Source organism: Pseudomonas sp. PICF6 (assembly GCF_009831705.1).
In the GTDB taxonomy this organism is placed as follows: domain Bacteria; phylum Pseudomonadota; class Gammaproteobacteria; order Pseudomonadales; family Pseudomonadaceae; genus Aquipseudomonas; species Aquipseudomonas rhizophila.
Genome location: NZ_WUUD01000030.1, coordinates 120,623 through 137,393 on the forward strand (window position 1 = coordinate 120,623; position 16,771 = coordinate 137,393).

General features: G+C 60.1%; 16 protein-coding genes. 6 read left to right on the forward strand and 10 right to left on the reverse strand.

What is annotated here, in order from left to right; genetic code table 11:
• The 4 genes from GSM73_RS20325 to GSM73_RS20340 form a co-directional block, all read left to right on the forward strand.
• The coding region (locus GSM73_RS20325; protein WP_256677008.1) for a DUF72 domain-containing protein at positions 1 to 259 on the forward strand (259 nt) is incomplete at its 5' end.
• A complete protein-coding gene (locus tag GSM73_RS20330) occupies positions 256 to 1,068 on the forward strand; it encodes an endonuclease/exonuclease/phosphatase family protein (RefSeq protein WP_076383448.1) in 813 nt (270 codons plus the stop codon). The genes GSM73_RS20325 and GSM73_RS20330, both read left to right, overlap by 4 nt.
• Entirely contained in the window at positions 1,065 to 2,363 is a 1,299-nt protein-coding gene (gene clsB, locus GSM73_RS20335; protein WP_047229760.1) for a cardiolipin synthase ClsB, read from the forward strand. The genes GSM73_RS20330 and clsB overlap by 4 nt, the downstream gene beginning before the upstream one ends.
• Positions 2,350 to 3,366, forward strand: a complete 1,017-nt coding sequence (locus GSM73_RS20340; RefSeq protein ID WP_160893667.1) for a lysylphosphatidylglycerol synthase domain-containing protein — start codon at positions 2,350 to 2,352, stop codon at positions 3,364 to 3,366. Before clsB ends, GSM73_RS20340 begins: the two co-directional genes overlap by 14 nt.
• A gap of 152 nt (positions 3,367 to 3,518) precedes the next feature.
• Here GSM73_RS20340 and GSM73_RS20345 read toward each other — a convergent pair whose 3' ends face one another.
• The 3 genes from GSM73_RS20345 to GSM73_RS20355 all read right to left on the reverse strand — a co-directional run bounded on the left by GSM73_RS20345 (position 3,519) and on the right by GSM73_RS20355 (position 6,570).
• Entirely contained in the window at positions 3,519 to 4,277 is a 759-nt protein-coding gene (locus GSM73_RS20345) for a S9 family peptidase (protein ID WP_047229762.1), read from the reverse strand.
• The gene (locus GSM73_RS20350) at positions 4,267 to 5,376 is read right to left on the reverse strand and encodes a DUF3182 family protein (protein ID WP_160893669.1); all 1,110 of its coding nucleotides are present in this window, start codon (positions 5,374 to 5,376) and stop codon (positions 4,267 to 4,269) included. Before GSM73_RS20350 ends, GSM73_RS20345 begins: the two co-directional genes overlap by 11 nt.
• Before the next feature lie 201 nt (positions 5,377 to 5,577).
• Positions 5,578 to 6,570, reverse strand: coding sequence for a GlxA family transcriptional regulator (locus tag GSM73_RS20355; protein WP_107321779.1), 993 nt, complete (start codon positions 6,568 to 6,570; stop codon positions 5,578 to 5,580).
• Positions 6,571 to 6,666: 96 nt separating this feature from the next.
• Here GSM73_RS20355 and GSM73_RS20360 point away from each other — a divergent pair, with 96 nt between their 5' ends.
• Entirely contained in the window at positions 6,667 to 7,221 is a 555-nt protein-coding gene (locus tag GSM73_RS20360; RefSeq protein WP_139049050.1) for a cysteine hydrolase family protein, read from the forward strand.
• Between the two features lie 109 nt (positions 7,222 to 7,330).
• Here the strand turns inward: GSM73_RS20360 and GSM73_RS20365 are convergent, their stop codons facing one another.
• On the reverse strand, positions 7,331 to 7,849 hold the full coding sequence (locus tag GSM73_RS20365) for a single-stranded DNA-binding protein (RefSeq protein ID WP_047229766.1): 519 nt from the start codon (positions 7,847 to 7,849) through the stop codon (positions 7,331 to 7,333).
• Between the two features lie 9 nt (positions 7,850 to 7,858).
• Positions 7,859 to 9,256 carry an MFS transporter gene (locus GSM73_RS20370; RefSeq protein WP_076383444.1) on the reverse strand — a complete coding sequence of 466 codons (1,398 nt, stop codon included), beginning with the start codon at positions 9,254 to 9,256 and terminating at the stop codon, positions 7,859 to 7,861.
• A 179-nt stretch (positions 9,257 to 9,435) separates the two neighbouring features.
• On the opposite strand from GSM73_RS20370, the gene uvrA reads away from it, so the two are divergent.
• On the forward strand, positions 9,436 to 12,270 hold the full coding sequence (uvrA, locus tag GSM73_RS20375; protein ID WP_047229768.1) for an excinuclease ABC subunit UvrA: 2,835 nt from the start codon (positions 9,436 to 9,438) through the stop codon (positions 12,268 to 12,270).
• 123 nt (positions 12,271 to 12,393) lie between these two features.
• Here uvrA and bfr read toward each other — a convergent pair whose 3' ends face one another.
• The 5 genes from bfr to rpsD all read right to left on the reverse strand — a co-directional run bounded on the left by bfr (position 12,394) and on the right by rpsD (position 16,762).
• Entirely contained in the window at positions 12,394 to 12,858 is a 465-nt protein-coding gene (bfr, locus tag GSM73_RS20380; protein ID WP_025215751.1) for a bacterioferritin, read from the reverse strand.
• Positions 12,859 to 13,015: 157 nt separating this feature from the next.
• Entirely contained in the window at positions 13,016 to 14,464 is a 1,449-nt protein-coding gene (locus GSM73_RS20385; protein ID WP_076383443.1) for a catalase, read from the reverse strand.
• Between the two features lie 224 nt (positions 14,465 to 14,688).
• On the reverse strand, positions 14,689 to 15,075 hold the full coding sequence (rplQ, locus tag GSM73_RS20390) for a 50S ribosomal protein L17 (RefSeq protein WP_003186009.1): 387 nt from the start codon (positions 15,073 to 15,075) through the stop codon (positions 14,689 to 14,691).
• Positions 15,076 to 15,117: 42 nt separating this feature from the next.
• Positions 15,118 to 16,119 (reverse strand): DNA-directed RNA polymerase subunit alpha, encoded by a 1,002-nt coding sequence (gene rpoA, locus GSM73_RS20395; RefSeq protein WP_003186012.1) that lies wholly within the window; start codon positions 16,117 to 16,119, stop codon positions 15,118 to 15,120.
• A gap of 22 nt (positions 16,120 to 16,141) precedes the next feature.
• Complete coding sequence (gene rpsD, locus GSM73_RS20400) at positions 16,142 to 16,762, reverse strand: 30S ribosomal protein S4 (protein WP_003176404.1); 621 nt, start codon at positions 16,760 to 16,762, stop codon at positions 16,142 to 16,144.
• Positions 16,763 to 16,771: the final 9 nt, after the last annotated feature.

A 16,771-nucleotide genomic window follows, 5' to 3' on the forward strand; every position in this document is an offset into this window, starting at 1 on the left:
CTACACCGATGCGGCCTTGAAACGCTGGGGCGAGCGGATCGAGGCCTGGAGCCACGGCACACAACCGCGCGATGCCCATTTGATCGACCCGAAAAAGAAACCCCGCGCCCGCAAGAGCCGGGAGGTGTTCTGCTATTTCGACAATGACATCAAAGTCCGTGCGCCCTATGACGCGCGTCACTTGTTGGAGCACTTCGACCTGGACAAGGACCTGGCCACCACGCCCGGCGAGCGCCCGGCCGAGGGGGTATTGCCATGAGCATCCCGGAGTTCACCGAAACGACCCGCGATCCAACCCAGGAACGGACGCAAGACCTCGACCGGATCAATCGCTTCACCGTCCTGACGGTCAACACCCATAAAGGTTTCACCGCCCTGAACCGGCGCTTCATCCTCCCGGAACTGCGCGAGGCGGTGCGCAGTGTGTCCGCCGACGTGGTGTTCTTGCAGGAAGTCCACGGCACCCACGAGCACCACCCGCAGCGCTATTCCAACTGGCCGAGCATGCCGCAATACGAATTCCTCGCCGATAGCCTCTGGCCACAGTTCGCCTACGGGCGCAACGCGGTGTACCCGGCGGGGGACCATGGCAACGCATTGCTGTCCAAATTCCAGATCATTCGCCACGACAACCTGGACGTGTCTATCAGCGGCCATGAAAGCCGCGGCATGCTCCACAGCGTGCTGCGTCTGCCGGGCGGCGATGAGCGGGAAATCCACGCCATCTGCGTGCACCTGGGGTTGCGCGAGGGGCATCGTGTCGAGCAATTGAAACTGCTTTGCCAACGTTTGAGCGAACTGCCGCCCGAGGCGCCGGTCATCGTCGCCGGGGATTTCAATGACTGGCGCGGCAAAGCCAGCGAGCTGCTTGAACCCAGCGGCCTGCGGGAGGTGTTCGCCGAGCAATGGGGCAAGCCGGCCCGCAGCTTTCCGGCGCGCCTGCCGGTCCTGCGTCTGGACCGCATCTACGTGCGCAACCTCAAGGCCCGTCATCCCAAGGTATTGAACGTACGCCCCTGGTCGCACCTTTCCGACCATGCACCGCTTTCGGTGGAGATCGAATTATGAGCGCGACTATGAACAAGGCGACGGTGGAACAGGTAGAGGTTCCGCCGACCGAGCGCAATCCGGCGCTGGTGGACATCGAGTACGGTTGGCACGGCAATAACCGGGTCACGCTTTTGGAGAACGGCGAGGAATATTTTCCCAGGGTCTTTGAGGCCATACGCCGGGCCGAAAAGGAAATCCTCCTTGAGACCTTCATTCTGTTCGAGGACAAAGTCGGTATCGAACTACGGGACCTGTTGGTCGACGCGGCCGGACGTGGCGTGCGCATCACCGTCAGCCTGGACGGTTTTGGCTGCGGCGAGCTGACCCCGGAATTTCTGGCGACATTGAGCGACGCCGGGGTGCGTTTGCAGATATTCGATCCCGCACCCCGGCACCTGGGCATCCGCACCAACTGGTTCCGGCGCCTGCACCGCAAGATCGTCGTGGTGGACGGTGTGATCGCGTTTATCGGCGGGATCAATTTTTCCGCAGACCATCTGGGCGACTTCGGTCCCGAGGCCAAGCAGGATTATTCCGTGGAGGTCAAAGGACCGGCGGTGGTGGATATCCATCACTTCGCGCTGTTGCAGAGCGGTCGGCCCAGCCGGGCCAAATATTGGTGGCAACGCCGCCGCAGCCGCCGCAACGAGTTGGCCTTCAACGATCATGATGGTCAGGTGCGGCTGGTCTATCGCGACAACCATGAGCATCAGACCGACATCGAAGAGGTGTACCTGCAAGTATTGCGCAGCGCCCAGCGACGCGTGGTCATTGCCAATGCCTATTTCTTCCCCGGTTTCCGGCTGCTGCGCGAGATCCGCAATGCCGCGCGGCGTGGCGTGGAAGTACGACTGATCCTGCAGGGCCAGCCGGACATGATGATCGCCAAGCTCGCAGCGCGGATGCTGTACAACTATCTGCTCAAGGCCGGCGTGGTGATCTACGAGTATTGCGAACGGCCGTTGCACGGCAAAGTCGCCTTGGTGGATGAGGACTGGAGCACGGTGGGCTCAAGTAACCTCGACCCCCTGAGCCTGTCCCTGAACCTGGAAGCCAATGTGCTGATCCGCGACCGGGCCTTCAACCGTGAATTGTTCGAGCGCCTCGATGATCTGAGCCGCAACCATTGCACCGTCATGCCGGCCAACCCTGCCCCTCGGGGCCTGCTGTGGCGCATGACCATCGGCTTCATGGTGTTTCACTTCCTGCGCCACTTTCCGGCCTGGGCCGGCTGGCTGCCAGCCCATAAGCCGCGCCTGAAACCTTTTTCGCCGCCCACGGCGGTTCGGAGCGAACCCCATGAACCACTCTGACGCGCACACGGCGCCAAGTGATGCCCACGCATCTGATGCCCACGCGGCCGAACACAGCAAACCCAAATCACGCTGGAGCCGCTGGAAACGCCCACTGACCCTGGCCTTCTTCCTGCTGCTGATCGTGTTGTTCACTGCCCTGGCCCGGCGCATTGACTGGGCCGAAGTGTTCGCGACCCTGGCGGACTTCAAACTGCGCACGTTGCTCATTGCCGCTGCGCTCACCGTTACCAGTTTCATCACTTACGCTTGCTACGACCTGATCGGCCGCACCTACATACGGCAGAAACTGGGCTGGCGGCAGATATTGCCGGTGGGGGTGATCAGCTACGCCTTCAATCTGAACCTCAGTGCCTGGGTCGGCGGCATCGCCATGCGCTACCGGCTGTATTCACGGCTGGGGGTCAGCAACGGGAACATCGCCAAGATCCTCGGCCTGAGCCTGGCCACGAACTGGTTTGGCTACATGACGTTGGCCGGGGTGGTGTTCAGCAGTGGCCTGGTAACGATGCCGCCGGGGTGGAAACTGAGCAGCACTGCGCTGCAAGGCGTGGGCGTGCTGCTGCTGTGCATCAGTGCCGGTTACCTGGTGGCCTGTCGGTTTTCCAAACGTCGGGCCTGGACCATCCGCGGCATGGAAATCAACCTGCCGTCGCTGCGCATGGCGGGGCTGCAACTGGCGCTGGGGGCGTTGAACTGGTCGCTGATGGCGGCGGTGATCTTCACCCTGCTGCCGGGCAAGCTGGATTATCCGGTGGTGCTCGGGGTGCTGATGATCAGCAGCATTGCCGGGGTCATCACGCACATTCCGGCGGGATTGGGGGTGTTGGAGGCGGTGTTCATTGCCCTGCTGCAGCACGAGGTTTCTCGTGGCAGCCTGCTGGCTGGGCTGATTGCCTATCGAGCGATCTACTTCATCTTGCCGTTGTTGATCACGGTGGTGATGTATCTGGTGATCGAGGCGAAGGCCAAGGCATTGCGGGTCAAGCCGGGGCCTAAGTGACAGGGTTCTGAGTATGGGTTGTCTGAGCGGGCCTCATCGCGAGCAGGCTCGCTCCCACAATTGATCTGCGGCGAACATAGGATTCCTGTCCACCAAAGATCTCCTGTGGGAGCGAGCCTGCTCGCGATAAGGCCCGCATGAACACAGCGCAATCACCGCGCCTGAATAATGCTCAACCGCTCACCCACTACCATCTCGGTGATCCAGTCCACCAGGATTGAGGTGTAGGCCTGTTGGGACACTGGGTCGCTCAAGGCATGGTCGGCGCCGTCGATGATCCGGTGCGTCAGCGAATGGGTCTGCTGGCACGCCGCTCGGTAGCTCATGATCGTCGCGTGGGGCACATGGTCGTCGGTCTCCGACTCCACCAGCAACACATCACCGGTGAACTGCGAGCACGCATGCAAGGCGCGATTGGTGTCGGCGTGCACCAGGGTACTGCGATAATCCAGCAGGTCAGTCTTGTCCAGGTCACGCTTGGGCGTGTGCCATTGCTCGTCGCGATACAGCGCCGGCACTCGCAAAGCCAGCCAGCGCACTGGCCGCAGCAACGTCAGGATCGCCGCCAGGTAACCGCCGTAGCTGGTGCCCACCACGGCGATCGCCGAGGTGTCCAAGGCTGGATGGGCGAGCAGCCGGTCATAGGCGGTGAGCAAATCCCGCAAGTTGTCTTCCCGGGTTACCCGGGATAACGGAATGCCCGCCCCGCCGGTATGCCCGCGCAAGTCAAAGGTCAGACAGACGCAACCCAGGCCGGCAATGCCTTTGGCGCGCTCCAGGTCACGCTCCTGGCTACCGCCCCAACCGTGGACGAACAACACCCCTGGAACCTTCGATTTAGGGCTCAGAAAGGTGCCGTTCATGTATTCGTCGTCGATCTCGATCTGAATGGTTTCGCTTCTAGCCGTCATAGGAATGAACCGTTACGTATTTAAGAAGAAAGTCACCATTGTGCGCCGGGCCGCGATAGACCTCCCTGGCCCCAGGGGGCAGCGGCTGCTCAGTGTAGGTCTCCACCGAGGACACACGGACCGCGCTGGACGTAGGATCCTCAATGAACGCCTGCAACGCCGCGAGCTCAGCACTGCTGGCGCCGCCCATGCGCCATGACTGTTCCAGCACACCACCGCGAGGCTGACCACTGACGTCAATGCCCTGGGCGATGTCGTAATTGCGCCGCGAGGCAAAGAGCGTTGGAAAAGCCTGATTGGCGGCATCGTCAAACACCTGCGCCAACCGCACCGCCTCACGTACATCGTCGGGCAGCTCAAGCTTGAGCAATTCAATATAACCGCCCTGCACCGCCAACAGGTCCGAGCCGCCGTAAACCTCCAGCCCTTCACTGTCCCGCGTCAGATGTTGCACACCGCAATAGCTCAAGACCTTGCCGTTGATGAAGCTCTGGCCGACGCTTTGGGTCTTGACCTGTTCGAGGTTCTGCTCAAGCACCACACCGTCGCGAAACAGCGCTTGAGCCTCGGGGCCGGCGGCGATTTCATCGAATTGCGCCAGACTCTTGATCACCCGCTGATCGCGTCCGGCACAGGCATGGATAGGCTTGAAGCGGATCGCTCCGGTGTACAGCAGGTGCTCGGCCGCCTGGCGCGCGTCCTGGAGCGCAAATACCGTCACGCCATCGAGCACCGCCCCCCGGGTCAACTTGGCAAACAGCGGTGACCAGCCCAAGGGCGCGACCGCGTGCCTGCTCAGCAGACCGTGGGTGATTGCCTTGGTGCAGATAAAATCATGCTCGACGTAACCGCCCCATAGATCCTCCGGCCCTTTGACGCCCAAGCGCAGGGCGGCTTCGGCACCTATGACGGTTTGCGTGGGCAGCAAGTACAGATCATGGCTAGCATGATGCTGTTGGTCATAACTGCCGCCGTATTCAAGGCCGAGAATCTGCGCCAGCCAACGGGCCAGCGCCCGATTGGTTTCGACCTCATGAAGCGGCGCGTGGGGGTTGATCGAATGGTCCACTACCAGTTTGTTACGATTGACCGTCGTCATGCGGTGCCCTTTTAACTGCGCTCGATGGCTTTAGATAAAGGGGTGCAGAGATCAGGCCAACGGTGTTGCGAGCCAGGACGAGCAACGAAACGGGCGTCTGAGGGAGGATTGATAGCACCGGGCCTGTTTCATTCTGCACGACACCCTGAGGACATCCGGCAAATTGCACGACGACTGCGACGGTGGCGAAGAGATCGATGACTACTTTGGCGCATTCATCGGGCTGACCCCAAACCTCGCCCGATAATCACTGGGCGCCAACCCAGTAATTTTCTTGAACGTCGTGCGAAAAGCCCCCGGGTCCTGATAACCCACCGTCCAGGCAATGTGGTCGATGGTGCCATTGGTGAACTCCAGCATTTCCCGGGCCTTGCCGACGCGCAAGTGCTGACAGTATTCGGTGGGCTTGAGCCCGGTGGCGGCGCGAAACCTGCGCAGGAAGGTGCGTTCCTCCAGCCCGGCCTGTTCGGCCATGGCGCCGAGGGAAACGTCCACTGCGCCGCTGCCTTGCAACCAGTGCTGGACCTTGAGAATGGCCGCGTCACCGTGTCCGAGGATGGGCGCAAAGTTACTGCCACATTGGCTGGCGCTGTCGCTGTGTTCGATCACCAGAAACTGCGCCGTGCGCGTGGCGATGCTGGGGCCGAGCAGGCGGTCCACCAGTCGTAGCCCCAGCTCTGACCAGGCCATCAGCCCGGCCGTGGTAATCAGGTCGCCATCGTCGACGATGGGTTTATCAGCGTCGAGCTTGATCTTCGGATAACGCGCGGCAAAGGTCTTGGCCGAGGTCCAGTGGGTCGTGGCGCTGCGCCCATCGAGCAGGCCACTTTCGGCCAACAGAATCGAACCGACACACACACCACCCAGCACCGTGCCGTCGGCATGCCGCGCTCGCAACCAGGTCATCAGCGCCTGCGACACCAGCCCCTCACTGAAACCGGCGATGGACGGTGGAATCAGCAGCGCAACCAGTCTGCCCTGAGGACCGGCGAAACTCTCGAACACCCGGGTCGGCACTTCTCCCTCCTGCGCTCGCCAATGACTGACCCGCAGGCGCGGCAACTGAGAACTGGCTTGCTCGTCGGCAATCCGCTGCGCCACGGCGAACAGATCGGTCAAGCCATGCACCGCCGCCAGTTGCGCGCCGGGGTAGATGAGCACCCCGAGCTCAGCGACTGCCCTTTGCTGCGTCATTGTCAGTTTTCCCTCGCTTATTGTCGTTACGGCCCATTCTGAAACCGGTGGCATGAGCCAATACTGGCTTCAGACCCCACTGATCGAGGAAGCCTTATGTCCAAGCAAGCGCTCATCGTAGTCGATATCCAGAACGACTACTTCCCCCAGGGAAAATGGCCATTGGTCGGTGCCGAAGCGGCCGCCGATAACGCCGCCAGACTGATCGAAGCCTTTCGCCAGGCCGCGGATCAGGTGGTGCACATCCGTCACGAATTCACCTCCGATTCCGCACCGTTCTTCACCCCAGGCTCTGAAGGTGCGCAACTGCATCCCAAAGTGCTCAACCGCACCGACGAACCGGTGGTGCTCAAGCACTTCGTCAACTCGTTTCGCGAAACCCAATTGCAAGCCATCCTTGACCGCCACGACATTAAGCACCTGGTGATCGTCGGCAGCATGAGCCACATGTGCATCGACGGGGTCGCCCGAGCGGCGGCGGACATGGGCTATGAGGTCACGGTGATTCACGATGCTTGTGCCAGCCGCGATCTGGAATTCAATGGGCTCGTCGTCCCGGCCGCTCAAGTACATGCGGCCTTCATGTCGGCCCTGGGTTTTGCCTATGCGGATGTGGTGAGCACTGAACAGTTTTTGGCTGCCCGCCACTGAGTGATGCCCCAAGCGGCAAATTCAAGGCTAAAAAAGAAACCGCGCCTCGTAAACCGAAGCGCGGTTTTGTTTTTAGCTTGAAGCTCGCTGCCTGGAGCTTCCAGCGGCTTTAGAACGGAATATCGTCATCAAAGCTGTCGAAATCCGGAGCCGGTTGCGGCGCGGCCTGTTGCGGAGCCGCTGGACGTTCACGCTGTGGCTGAGGCGCCGACTGCGGGCGAGGTGCTTGCTGACGCGGAGCAGCCTGCTGGTAGTTGTTGCCACCTTGCTGCTGGTCACCCTGTGGACGACCGCCCAGCAGTTGCATGGTGCCTTGCATGTCGACCACGATTTCGGTGGTGTAGCGCTTGATGCCGTCTTTTTCCCACTCGCGGGTCTGCAGCTTGCCTTCGATGTACACCTGCGAACCCTTGCGCAGGTATTCGCCGGCGATTTCGGCCACCTTGCCGAACATCGACACGCGGTGCCATTCGGTCTTCTCGACCTTCTGGCCGGTCTGCTTGTCGGTCCACTGTTCGCTGGTCGCCAGACTCAGGTTGGTCACAGCGTTGCCATTGGGCAGGTAGCGAACTTCGGGATCCTGGCCGCAAGTACCGACCAATATGACTTTGTTAACCCCACGGGCCATAACGTTCTCCTAGGCTTCGCACGTGGTCGGGGCCGGGTTGTTCACCAGGCGCTCGAGCGTCGCGCGATCCAATAATTCGGTGTCCAGTTTGATATAAACGGCCGCTTCGTCGGCGACCACCACTGCATCGGTTACTCCAACGACGGCCTTAAGGCGCTCGGTCAGGCCTGCTTCGCGGATGGCTTCGGGCGACAACGGCAAGCGCAGGCTCGTCACATACGGAGGTTCGCGCATGGTAACAGCAAAGACCAGCCAAAGTGCAGCCAGCGCGGCGCATCCCAGGAACACAACCGACAAACCGCCATGCTGGAACAACCAGCCGCCGAGGATCCCGCCCAACGCCGAACCGAGGAACTGGCTGGTGGAGTAAACCCCCATCGCCGTGCCCTTGCCACCCGCCGGTGAAACCTTGCTGATCAGCGACGGCAGCGACGCCTCCAGCAGATTGAACGCGGTGAAGAACACCACTGTGCCGATCACCAGGGCCCGCAGGCTGTCGCCGAACTGCCAGAAGAATAGCTCAGTGAGCATCAGCGTCACGACGGCGCCGAGCAAAACTCGTTTCATTTTGCGTCGCTTCTCGCCGTAGATGATGAACGGAATCATGGCGAAAAACGAAATCAGCAGCGCAGTCAGGTAAACCCACCAGTGCTGCTCCTTGGGCAGGCCGGCCTTCTCCACCAGCGCCAGCGGCAAGGCAACGAAGCTGGACATCAACATGGCGTGGAGCACGAAGATGCCCAGGTCCAGACGCAGCAGGTCCGGGTGCTTGAGCGTCGGCATCAGCGCCTGGCGAGCCACCCCTGATTCGCGGTGCTGCAACGGCCCGGTGGAGCGCGGCACCATGAACGCCACGATCAGGATGCCCACCAGCGCCATGCCCCCCGTGACCAGAAACAGCCCCGACAAGCCAAAGGCGCGGGTCAGCAACGGCCCGACGACCATGGCGACGGCGAACGACAGACCGATCGTCATGCCGATCATGGCCATGGCCTTGGTCCGATGCTGTTCGCGGGTCAGGTCCGACAGCAAAGCCATGACGGCTGCGGAAATCGCCCCGGCGCCTTGCAGGATGCGTCCGGCGATCACGCCCCAGATCGAATCGGCATTGGCCGCCAGCACACTGCCCAGGGCGAAGACAATCAAGCCCAGGTAGATGACGGGACGCCGGCCTATGCGGTCGGAAATGACCCCGAACGGGATCTGGAAAATCGCCTGGGTCAGGCCGTACGCGCCAATCGCCAACCCGATGAGGGCCGGGGTCGCGCCTGCCAGATCCATCCCATAGGTCGCCAGCACCGGCAACACCATGAACATGCCCAGCATACGGAAGGCGAACACAAGAGCCAGACCGCTTGCTGCGCGTGTCTCGCCGCTGCTCATGCGTTCGCTGTGGGGATCGTGCATGGAAAAACCTCGTGTGAACCGGCGGCGATTCTACCAGTCCCATCGATTGAGGGGGTATATCGCGACCGTTTGCCGCGCAGTCTTCATGTATGACTGCAAACTCACTTTCAATAGTGTGCATCCATCCAGTATTTGCCCGTATACTCCTACGTTTTCGACGCCCGCCGAGCGAGGCCACTTTGGACAAGATCCTGATTCGTGGGGCCCGTACCCACAACCTGAAGAACATCGACCTGACCCTGCCACGGGACAAGCTGATCGTCATCACCGGCCTGTCCGGATCCGGCAAATCATCCCTGGCCTTCGACACCCTGTACGCTGAAGGCCAGCGGCGCTATGTCGAATCGCTGTCGGCCTACGCCCGGCAGTTCCTGTCGATGATGGAAAAACCCGACGTCGACACCATCGAAGGCCTGTCGCCAGCGATTTCCATCGAACAGAAGTCGACTTCCCACAACCCACGCTCAACCGTCGGCACCATCACCGAGATCTACGACTACCTGCGCCTGCTGTATGCGCGGGTCGGTATTCCCCGGTGTCCCGACCACGACATCCCGCTGGAAGCCCAGACCGTCAGCCAGATGGTCGACCTGGTGCTGGCCCAGCCCGAAGGCAGCAAGTTGATGCTGCTGGCGCCGGTCATCCGCGAGCGCAAGGGCGAGCACCTGATGGTCTTCGAAGAACTGCGCGCCCAAGGCTTCGTTCGGGCACGGGTCAACGGCAAGCTGTGCGAGCTGGACGAACTGCCGAAGCTGGATAAACAGAAAAAGCATTCGATCGATGTGGTGGTCGACCGCTTCAAGGTCCGGGCCGACCTGCAACAGCGTCTGGCAGAGTCCTTCGAGACGGCACTGAAACTAGCCGACGGCATCGCCCTGGTAGCGCCGATGGACGACGAGCCCGGCGAGGAAATCATCTTCTCGGCGCGCTTCGCCTGCCCGATCTGCGGCCACGCCATCAGCGAACTGGAACCCAAGCTGTTCTCCTTCAACAACCCGGCCGGCGCGTGCCCGACCTGCGATGGCCTGGGGGTCAAGCAGTTCTTCGACACCAAGCGCCTGGTCAATGGCGAACTGACCCTGGCCGAGGGTGCGATTCGCGGCTGGGACCGGCGTAACGTCTACTACTTCCAGATGCTCGGGTCGCTGGCGGCCCACTATAAGTTCAGCCTGGACAAACCCTTCAATGAACTGCCCGCCGACCAGCAGAAATTCATCCTGCACGGCAGCGGCTCACAAAGTGTCGACTTCAAATACCTGAACGACCGTGGCGATATCGTCAAACGCTCCCACCCGTTCGAAGGCATCGTGCCGAACCTGGAGCGGCGTTATCGCGAGACCGAATCGGCCAGCGTGCGCGAAGAACTGGCCAAGTTCCTCAGCACCCAGCCCTGCCCCGATTGCCGCGGTACCCGCTTGCGTCGGGAGGCGCGACATGTGTGGGTCGGCGAGAAAACCCTGCCGGCGGTGACCAACCTGCCGATTGGGGACGCCACCGACTACTTCGGCGGCTTGAAGCTCACCGGCCGCCGGGGCGAAATTGCCGACAAGATCCTCAAGGAAATCCGCGAGCGCCTGCAATTTCTGGTGAACGTTGGCCTGGACTACCTGACCCTCGATCGCAGCGCAGATACCTTGTCCGGCGGCGAAGCCCAGCGTATTCGCCTGGCCAGCCAGATCGGTGCCGGCCTGGTGGGGGTGATGTACATCCTCGACGAACCGTCCATTGGCCTGCACCAGCGGGACAACGATCGACTGCTCGGGACGCTCAAGCACCTGCGGGACATCGGCAACACGGTGATCGTGGTCGAACACGACGAGGATGCGATCCGCCTGGCGGATTACGTCGTGGACATCGGTCCGGGTGCGGGGGTGCATGGCGGGCATATCGTTGCCCAAGGCACAGCCGCCGAAGTCATGGCGCATCCCGACTCCCTGACCGGCAAATACCTGTCGGGCCGGGTGAAGATCAAGGTGCCGGCCAAGCGTACGCCGCGCAACAAGAAGCTGTCGCTGAGCCTCAAGGGCGCCCGTGGCAACAACCTGCGCAACGTTGACCTGGACATCCCGATTGGGCTGCTGACTTGCGTGACCGGTGTGTCCGGCTCCGGCAAATCGACGCTGATCAACAACACCCTGTTCCCCCTCAGCGCTACGGCCCTGAACGGCGCCACGACCCTGGAGGCCGCCGCCCACGACAGCATCAAGGGTCTGGAGCATCTGGACAAGGTCGTCGACATCGACCAGAGCCCCATCGGTCGCACACCGCGCTCCAACCCGGCGACTTATACCGGGCTGTTCACGCCGATTCGCGAGCTGTTCGCCGGCGTGCCGGAGTCCCGTTCACGCGGCTATGGCCCAGGGCGTTTCTCGTTCAACGTCAAGGGCGGGCGCTGCGAAGCCTGCCAGGGCGACGGCCTGATCAAGGTCGAGATGCACTTCTTGCCGGACATCTATGTGCCGTGCGACGTGTGCAAGAGCAAGCGCTACAACCGCGAAACCCTGGAGATCAAGTACAAGGGCAAGAATATCCACGAAACCCTCGAGATGACCATCGAAGAGGCCAGGGTGTTCTTCGACGCGGTGCCGGCCCTGGCGCGCAAGCTCCAGACGCTGATGGATGTGGGGCTGTCGTACATCAAGCTTGGGCAATCGGCAACGACGTTGTCCGGCGGCGAGGCCCAGCGGGTCAAGCTGTCTCGCGAGCTGTCCAAGCGTGATACCGGCAAGACCCTGTACATCCTCGACGAGCCGACCACGGGCTTGCACTTCGCTGATATCCAGCAATTGCTCGACGTCCTGCATCGCCTTCGCGACCATGGCAACACCGTGGTGGTAATTGAGCACAACCTCGATGTGATCAAGACGGCGGACTGGCTGGTGGACTTGGGGCCGGAAGGCGGCTCCAAGGGTGGTCAGATCATCGCGGTGGGTACCCCCGAGGAAGTGGCCGAGATGAAGCAGTCGTACACTGGCTACTACCTCAAGCCGTTGCTGGAGCGTGACCGGGACTGATTTTTCCCCGGCCACGAAAAAGCCCCTGTCATCTCATCAATGACAGGGGCTTTTTTGTTTGATCGTTCCTACGCTCCGCGTGGGAATGCAGCTTGGGACGCTCTGCGTTCCCTTTCCCTGCAATCAGAACTGCGACTGCAGGTAATTTTCCAGGCCTATCAACTTGATCAGGCCCAGCTGCTTCTCGAGCCAGTAGGTATGGTCTTCTTCGGTGTCGTTGAGCTGGATGCGCAGGATCTCGCGGGTCACGTAATCGTTGTGCTGTTCGCAGAGCTCAATGCCCTTGCACAGCGCGGCACGGACTTTGTATTCCAGGCGCAGGTCGGCCGCGAGCATGTCTGGCACCGTGGTGCCGATGTCCAGATCATCCGGGCGCATGCGTGGCGTACCTTCGAGCATCAGGATCCGGCGCATCAACGCATCGGCGTGCTGGGCCTCTTCTTCCATCTCATGGTTGATACGTTCGTAGAGCTCGGTAAAACCCCAGTCCTCGTACATCCGCGAGTGGATGAAATATTGATCACGGGCTGCCAGTTCGCCTGTCAGCAGCGTGTTGAGGTAATCGATTACGTCTGGGTGACCTTGCATCGCCCTACATCTCCACAAGCTTTGAAGGCTCTAGTTTGAACCAAGCTGACCGCAAGGTCACTCGCCTATCGCAATAAAAGCGAAGAAAATCCGAGAAAAGCCGGTTAAATAACGCAAAAACCGCCCAATTGAGGGCGGTTCTGCTTCTCGTTTAGACTTAGTTAAGCTGTACGCCCAACGCTTTCGCGATGCCTTCACCGTAAGCGACATCCGCTTTGAAGAAGTGCTGCAACTGACGATCGACGACATCCGCCGATACACCGGCCATCGCACCCGCGATGTTGCTGATCAGCAGCGCTTTCTGGGCATCATTCATCAAGCGGAACAGCGCACCGGCGTGACTGTAGTAGTCGGTATCTTCGCGGTGATCGTAACGGTCTGCCGAACCACCGAGCGCCAGGGCCGGTTCAGCATAACGCGGAGCCTGCTTGGGGGCCTCGACGTAGCTGTTGGGCTCGTAGTTCGGTGCTGCACCGCCATTGCTGCCGAACGCCATGGCTCCGTCGCGCTGGTAAGTGTTGACCGGGCTGCGCGGAGCGTTGACTGGCAATTGCTGGTGATTGGTACCCACACGGTAGCGGTGTGCATCAGCGTAGGCGAACACACGACCTTGCAGCATGCGGTCTGGCGAAAGGCCAACCCCTGGAACCATATTGCTCGGCCCGAACGCCGCCTGCTCAACTTCAGCGAAGTAGTTCAGCGGGTTACGGTTGAGTTCCAACTCGCCGACCTCGATCAACGGAAACTCCTTCTGCGACCAGGTCTTGGTCACGTCGAACGGGTTCTCGTAATGGGCCGCCGCTTGGGCCTCGGTCATGATCTGGATGCAGACGCTCCACTTCGGGAAATCGCCACGCTCGATCGCATTGAACAGATCACGCTGAGCGTAATCCGGGTCGGTGCCCGCCAGGCGTGCAGCTTCAGCCGGCGTCAGGTTCTTGATCCCTTGCTTGGTCTTGTAGTGCCATTTCACCCAGTGACGCTCACCCTCGGCGCTGATCAGACTATAGGTGTGGCTGCCGAAGCCGTGCATGTGACGGTAGCCATCGGGAATGCCACGATCAGAGAACAGAATGGTGACCTGGTGCAAAGCCTCGGGCGAATGCGACCAGAAATCCCACATCATTTGGGCACTTTTCAGATTGCTTTGGGGCAGGCGCTTCTGCGTATGGATGAAGTCGGGGAATTTCAGCGGATCGCGGATGAAGAACACAGGGGTGTTATTACCCACGATGTCCCAGTTCCCTTCCTCGGTGTAGAACTTCAGGGCGAAACCGCGTGGATCGCGCTCAGTATCGGCAGAGCCACGCTCGCCACCCACGGTGGAAAAACGCAGGAACGTCGGGGTCTGTTTGCCGACCGACTCAAACAGCTTGGCGCTGGTGTACTGGGTGATATCCCGGGTTACGGTAAATGTGCCGTAAGCGCCCGATCCCTTAGCGTGTACACGGCGCTCGGGAATGTTCTCGCGATTGAAGTGAGCGAGCTTCTCGATAAGGTGGAAGTCGTCGAGCAACAGCGGGCCACGCGGGCCAGCGGAGCGAGAGTTCTGGTTATCGGCGACAGGAGCGCCGCTGGCGGTCGTAAGCGTTTTGGTCTGGCTCATGCTCAATCTTCCTAGGTCGGTCTTCAAACTGCCGGCTAATCGGCTGGAAAGGAGTATTGATCATGTTAATGACAGTATCCAAATTCATTAAATCATGGACATCGATAGTCATTATCTAATGCTGTCGCATTGCCAAGCGCAAGCCAGCCAACAGAGGTGACTGCCACTTTTTGACCGGGCACAAAAAACCGGGCACAAGGCCCGGTTTTTTGTATGTTGCCGACTTACTCAGCGGATACAGCTTCACCGCTGGTAGCACGATCAACCAACTCGACGTACGCCATAGGCGCGTTGTCGCCAGCGCGGAAACCGCACTTGAGGATGCGCAGGTAGCCACCCTCACGGGTAGCGTAACGCTTGCCCAGGTCGTTGAAGAGCTTACCAACGATAGCTTTCGAACGAGTACGGTCGAAAGCCAGACGGCGGTTAGCCAAGCTATCTGTCTTGGCCAAAGTGATCAGCGGCTCAGCAACGCGGCGCAGTTCTTTGGCTTTCGGCAGTGTAGTTTTGATCAGCTCGTGCTCGAACAGCGACACCGCCATGTTTTGGAACATGGCCTTGCGGTGCGAGCTGGTGCGGCTCAGGTGACGACCACTTTTACGATGACGCATGGTTCATTCCTTACCAAACACAACGTTCGGTGATTACGACGATCAGGCAGTCGCCTTGTCGTCCTTCTTAAGACTTGCAGGCGGCCAGTTGTCGAGGCGCATGCCGAGGGACAGACCGCGGGAGGCCAGAACGTCCTTGATTTCAGTCAAGGATTTCTTGCCAAGGTTCGGAGTCTTCAACAGCTCTACTTCGGTGCGCTGAATCAGGTCGCCGATGTAGTAGATGTTTTCCGCCTTAAGGCAGTTAGCCGAACGTACAGTCAGTTCCAGATCGTCAACCGGGCGAAGCAGGATCGGATCGATCTCGTCTTCCTGCTCGACAACCACTGGCTCACTGTCACCCTTGAGGTCGACGAACGCAGCCAACTGCTGTTGCAGGATGGTTGCAGCGCGGCGAATGGCCTCTTCAGGATCCAGGGTACCGTTGGTTTCCAGATCAATAACCAGCTTGTCCAGGTTGGTACGCTGTTCGACACGGGCGTTTTCCACCACGTATGCGATACGGCGAACCGGGCTGAACGAAGAGTCGAGCTGCAAGCGACCGATGCTGCGGCTTTCGTCTTCATCGCTCTGACGCGAGTCTGCCGGTTCATAACCACGACCACGAGCTACGGTGAGCTTCATGTTCAGGGCGCCGTTAGACGCCAGGTTAGCGATTACGTGATCGGGGTTAACGATCTCGACATCATGATCCAGCTGAATATCGGCAGCGGTAACCACCCCCGAACCCTTCTTCGACAAGGTCAGCGTAACTTCGTCACGACCGTGCAGCTTGATAGCCAGACCTTTAAGGTTCAACAGGATTTCAATTACATCTTCCTGTACACCTTCGATGGCGCTGTACTCATGGAGCACACCGTCAATCTCGGCCTCGACTACTGCACAGCCGGGCATTGAGGACAACAGGATGCGGCGCAGCGCGTTGCCCAGGGTGTGGCCGAAACCACGCTCGAGAGGCTCGAGTGTGATCTTGGCGCGGGTTGGACTGACAACCTGCACATCAATATGGCGGGGTGTCAGGAACTCATTTACCGAAATCTGCATGGATGCACCTATTTTCTAGCCCTTACTTGGAGTAGAGCTCGACAATCAGGCTTTCGTTGATGTCGGCGGACAGATCACTGCGAGCAGGAACGTTCTTGAAAACGCCCGACTTCTTCTCAGTGTCTACTTCTACCCATTCTACGCGGCCACGTTGGGCACACAGATCGAGAGCTTGGACAATGCGAAGTTGGTTCTTTGCTTTCTCGCGAACAGCAACCACGTCACCAGCACGAACCTGGTAGGACGGAACGTTTACGGTCTGACCGTTAACGCTGATCGACTTGTGCGATACCAGCTGACGGGATTCGGCACGAGTAGAACCGAAACCCATACGGTATACAACGTTGTCCAGACGGCATTCGAGCAGTTGCAACAGGTTTTCGCCGGTTGCGCCCTTCTTGCCAGCTGCTTCTTTGTAGTAGCCGCTGAATTGACGCTCGAGAACGCCGTAGATACGACGGACCTTCTGCTTTTCACGCAGTTGGGTGCCGTAATCGGACTGGCGACCGCGGCGTTGGCCGTGGATACCAGGTGCTGCTTCAATGTTGCACTTCGATTCGATCGCGCGCACGCCGCTCTTCAGAAAGAGATCGGTGCCTTCGCGACGAGCGAGTTTGCATTTTGGACCAATGTAACGAGCCATTCTTTACAA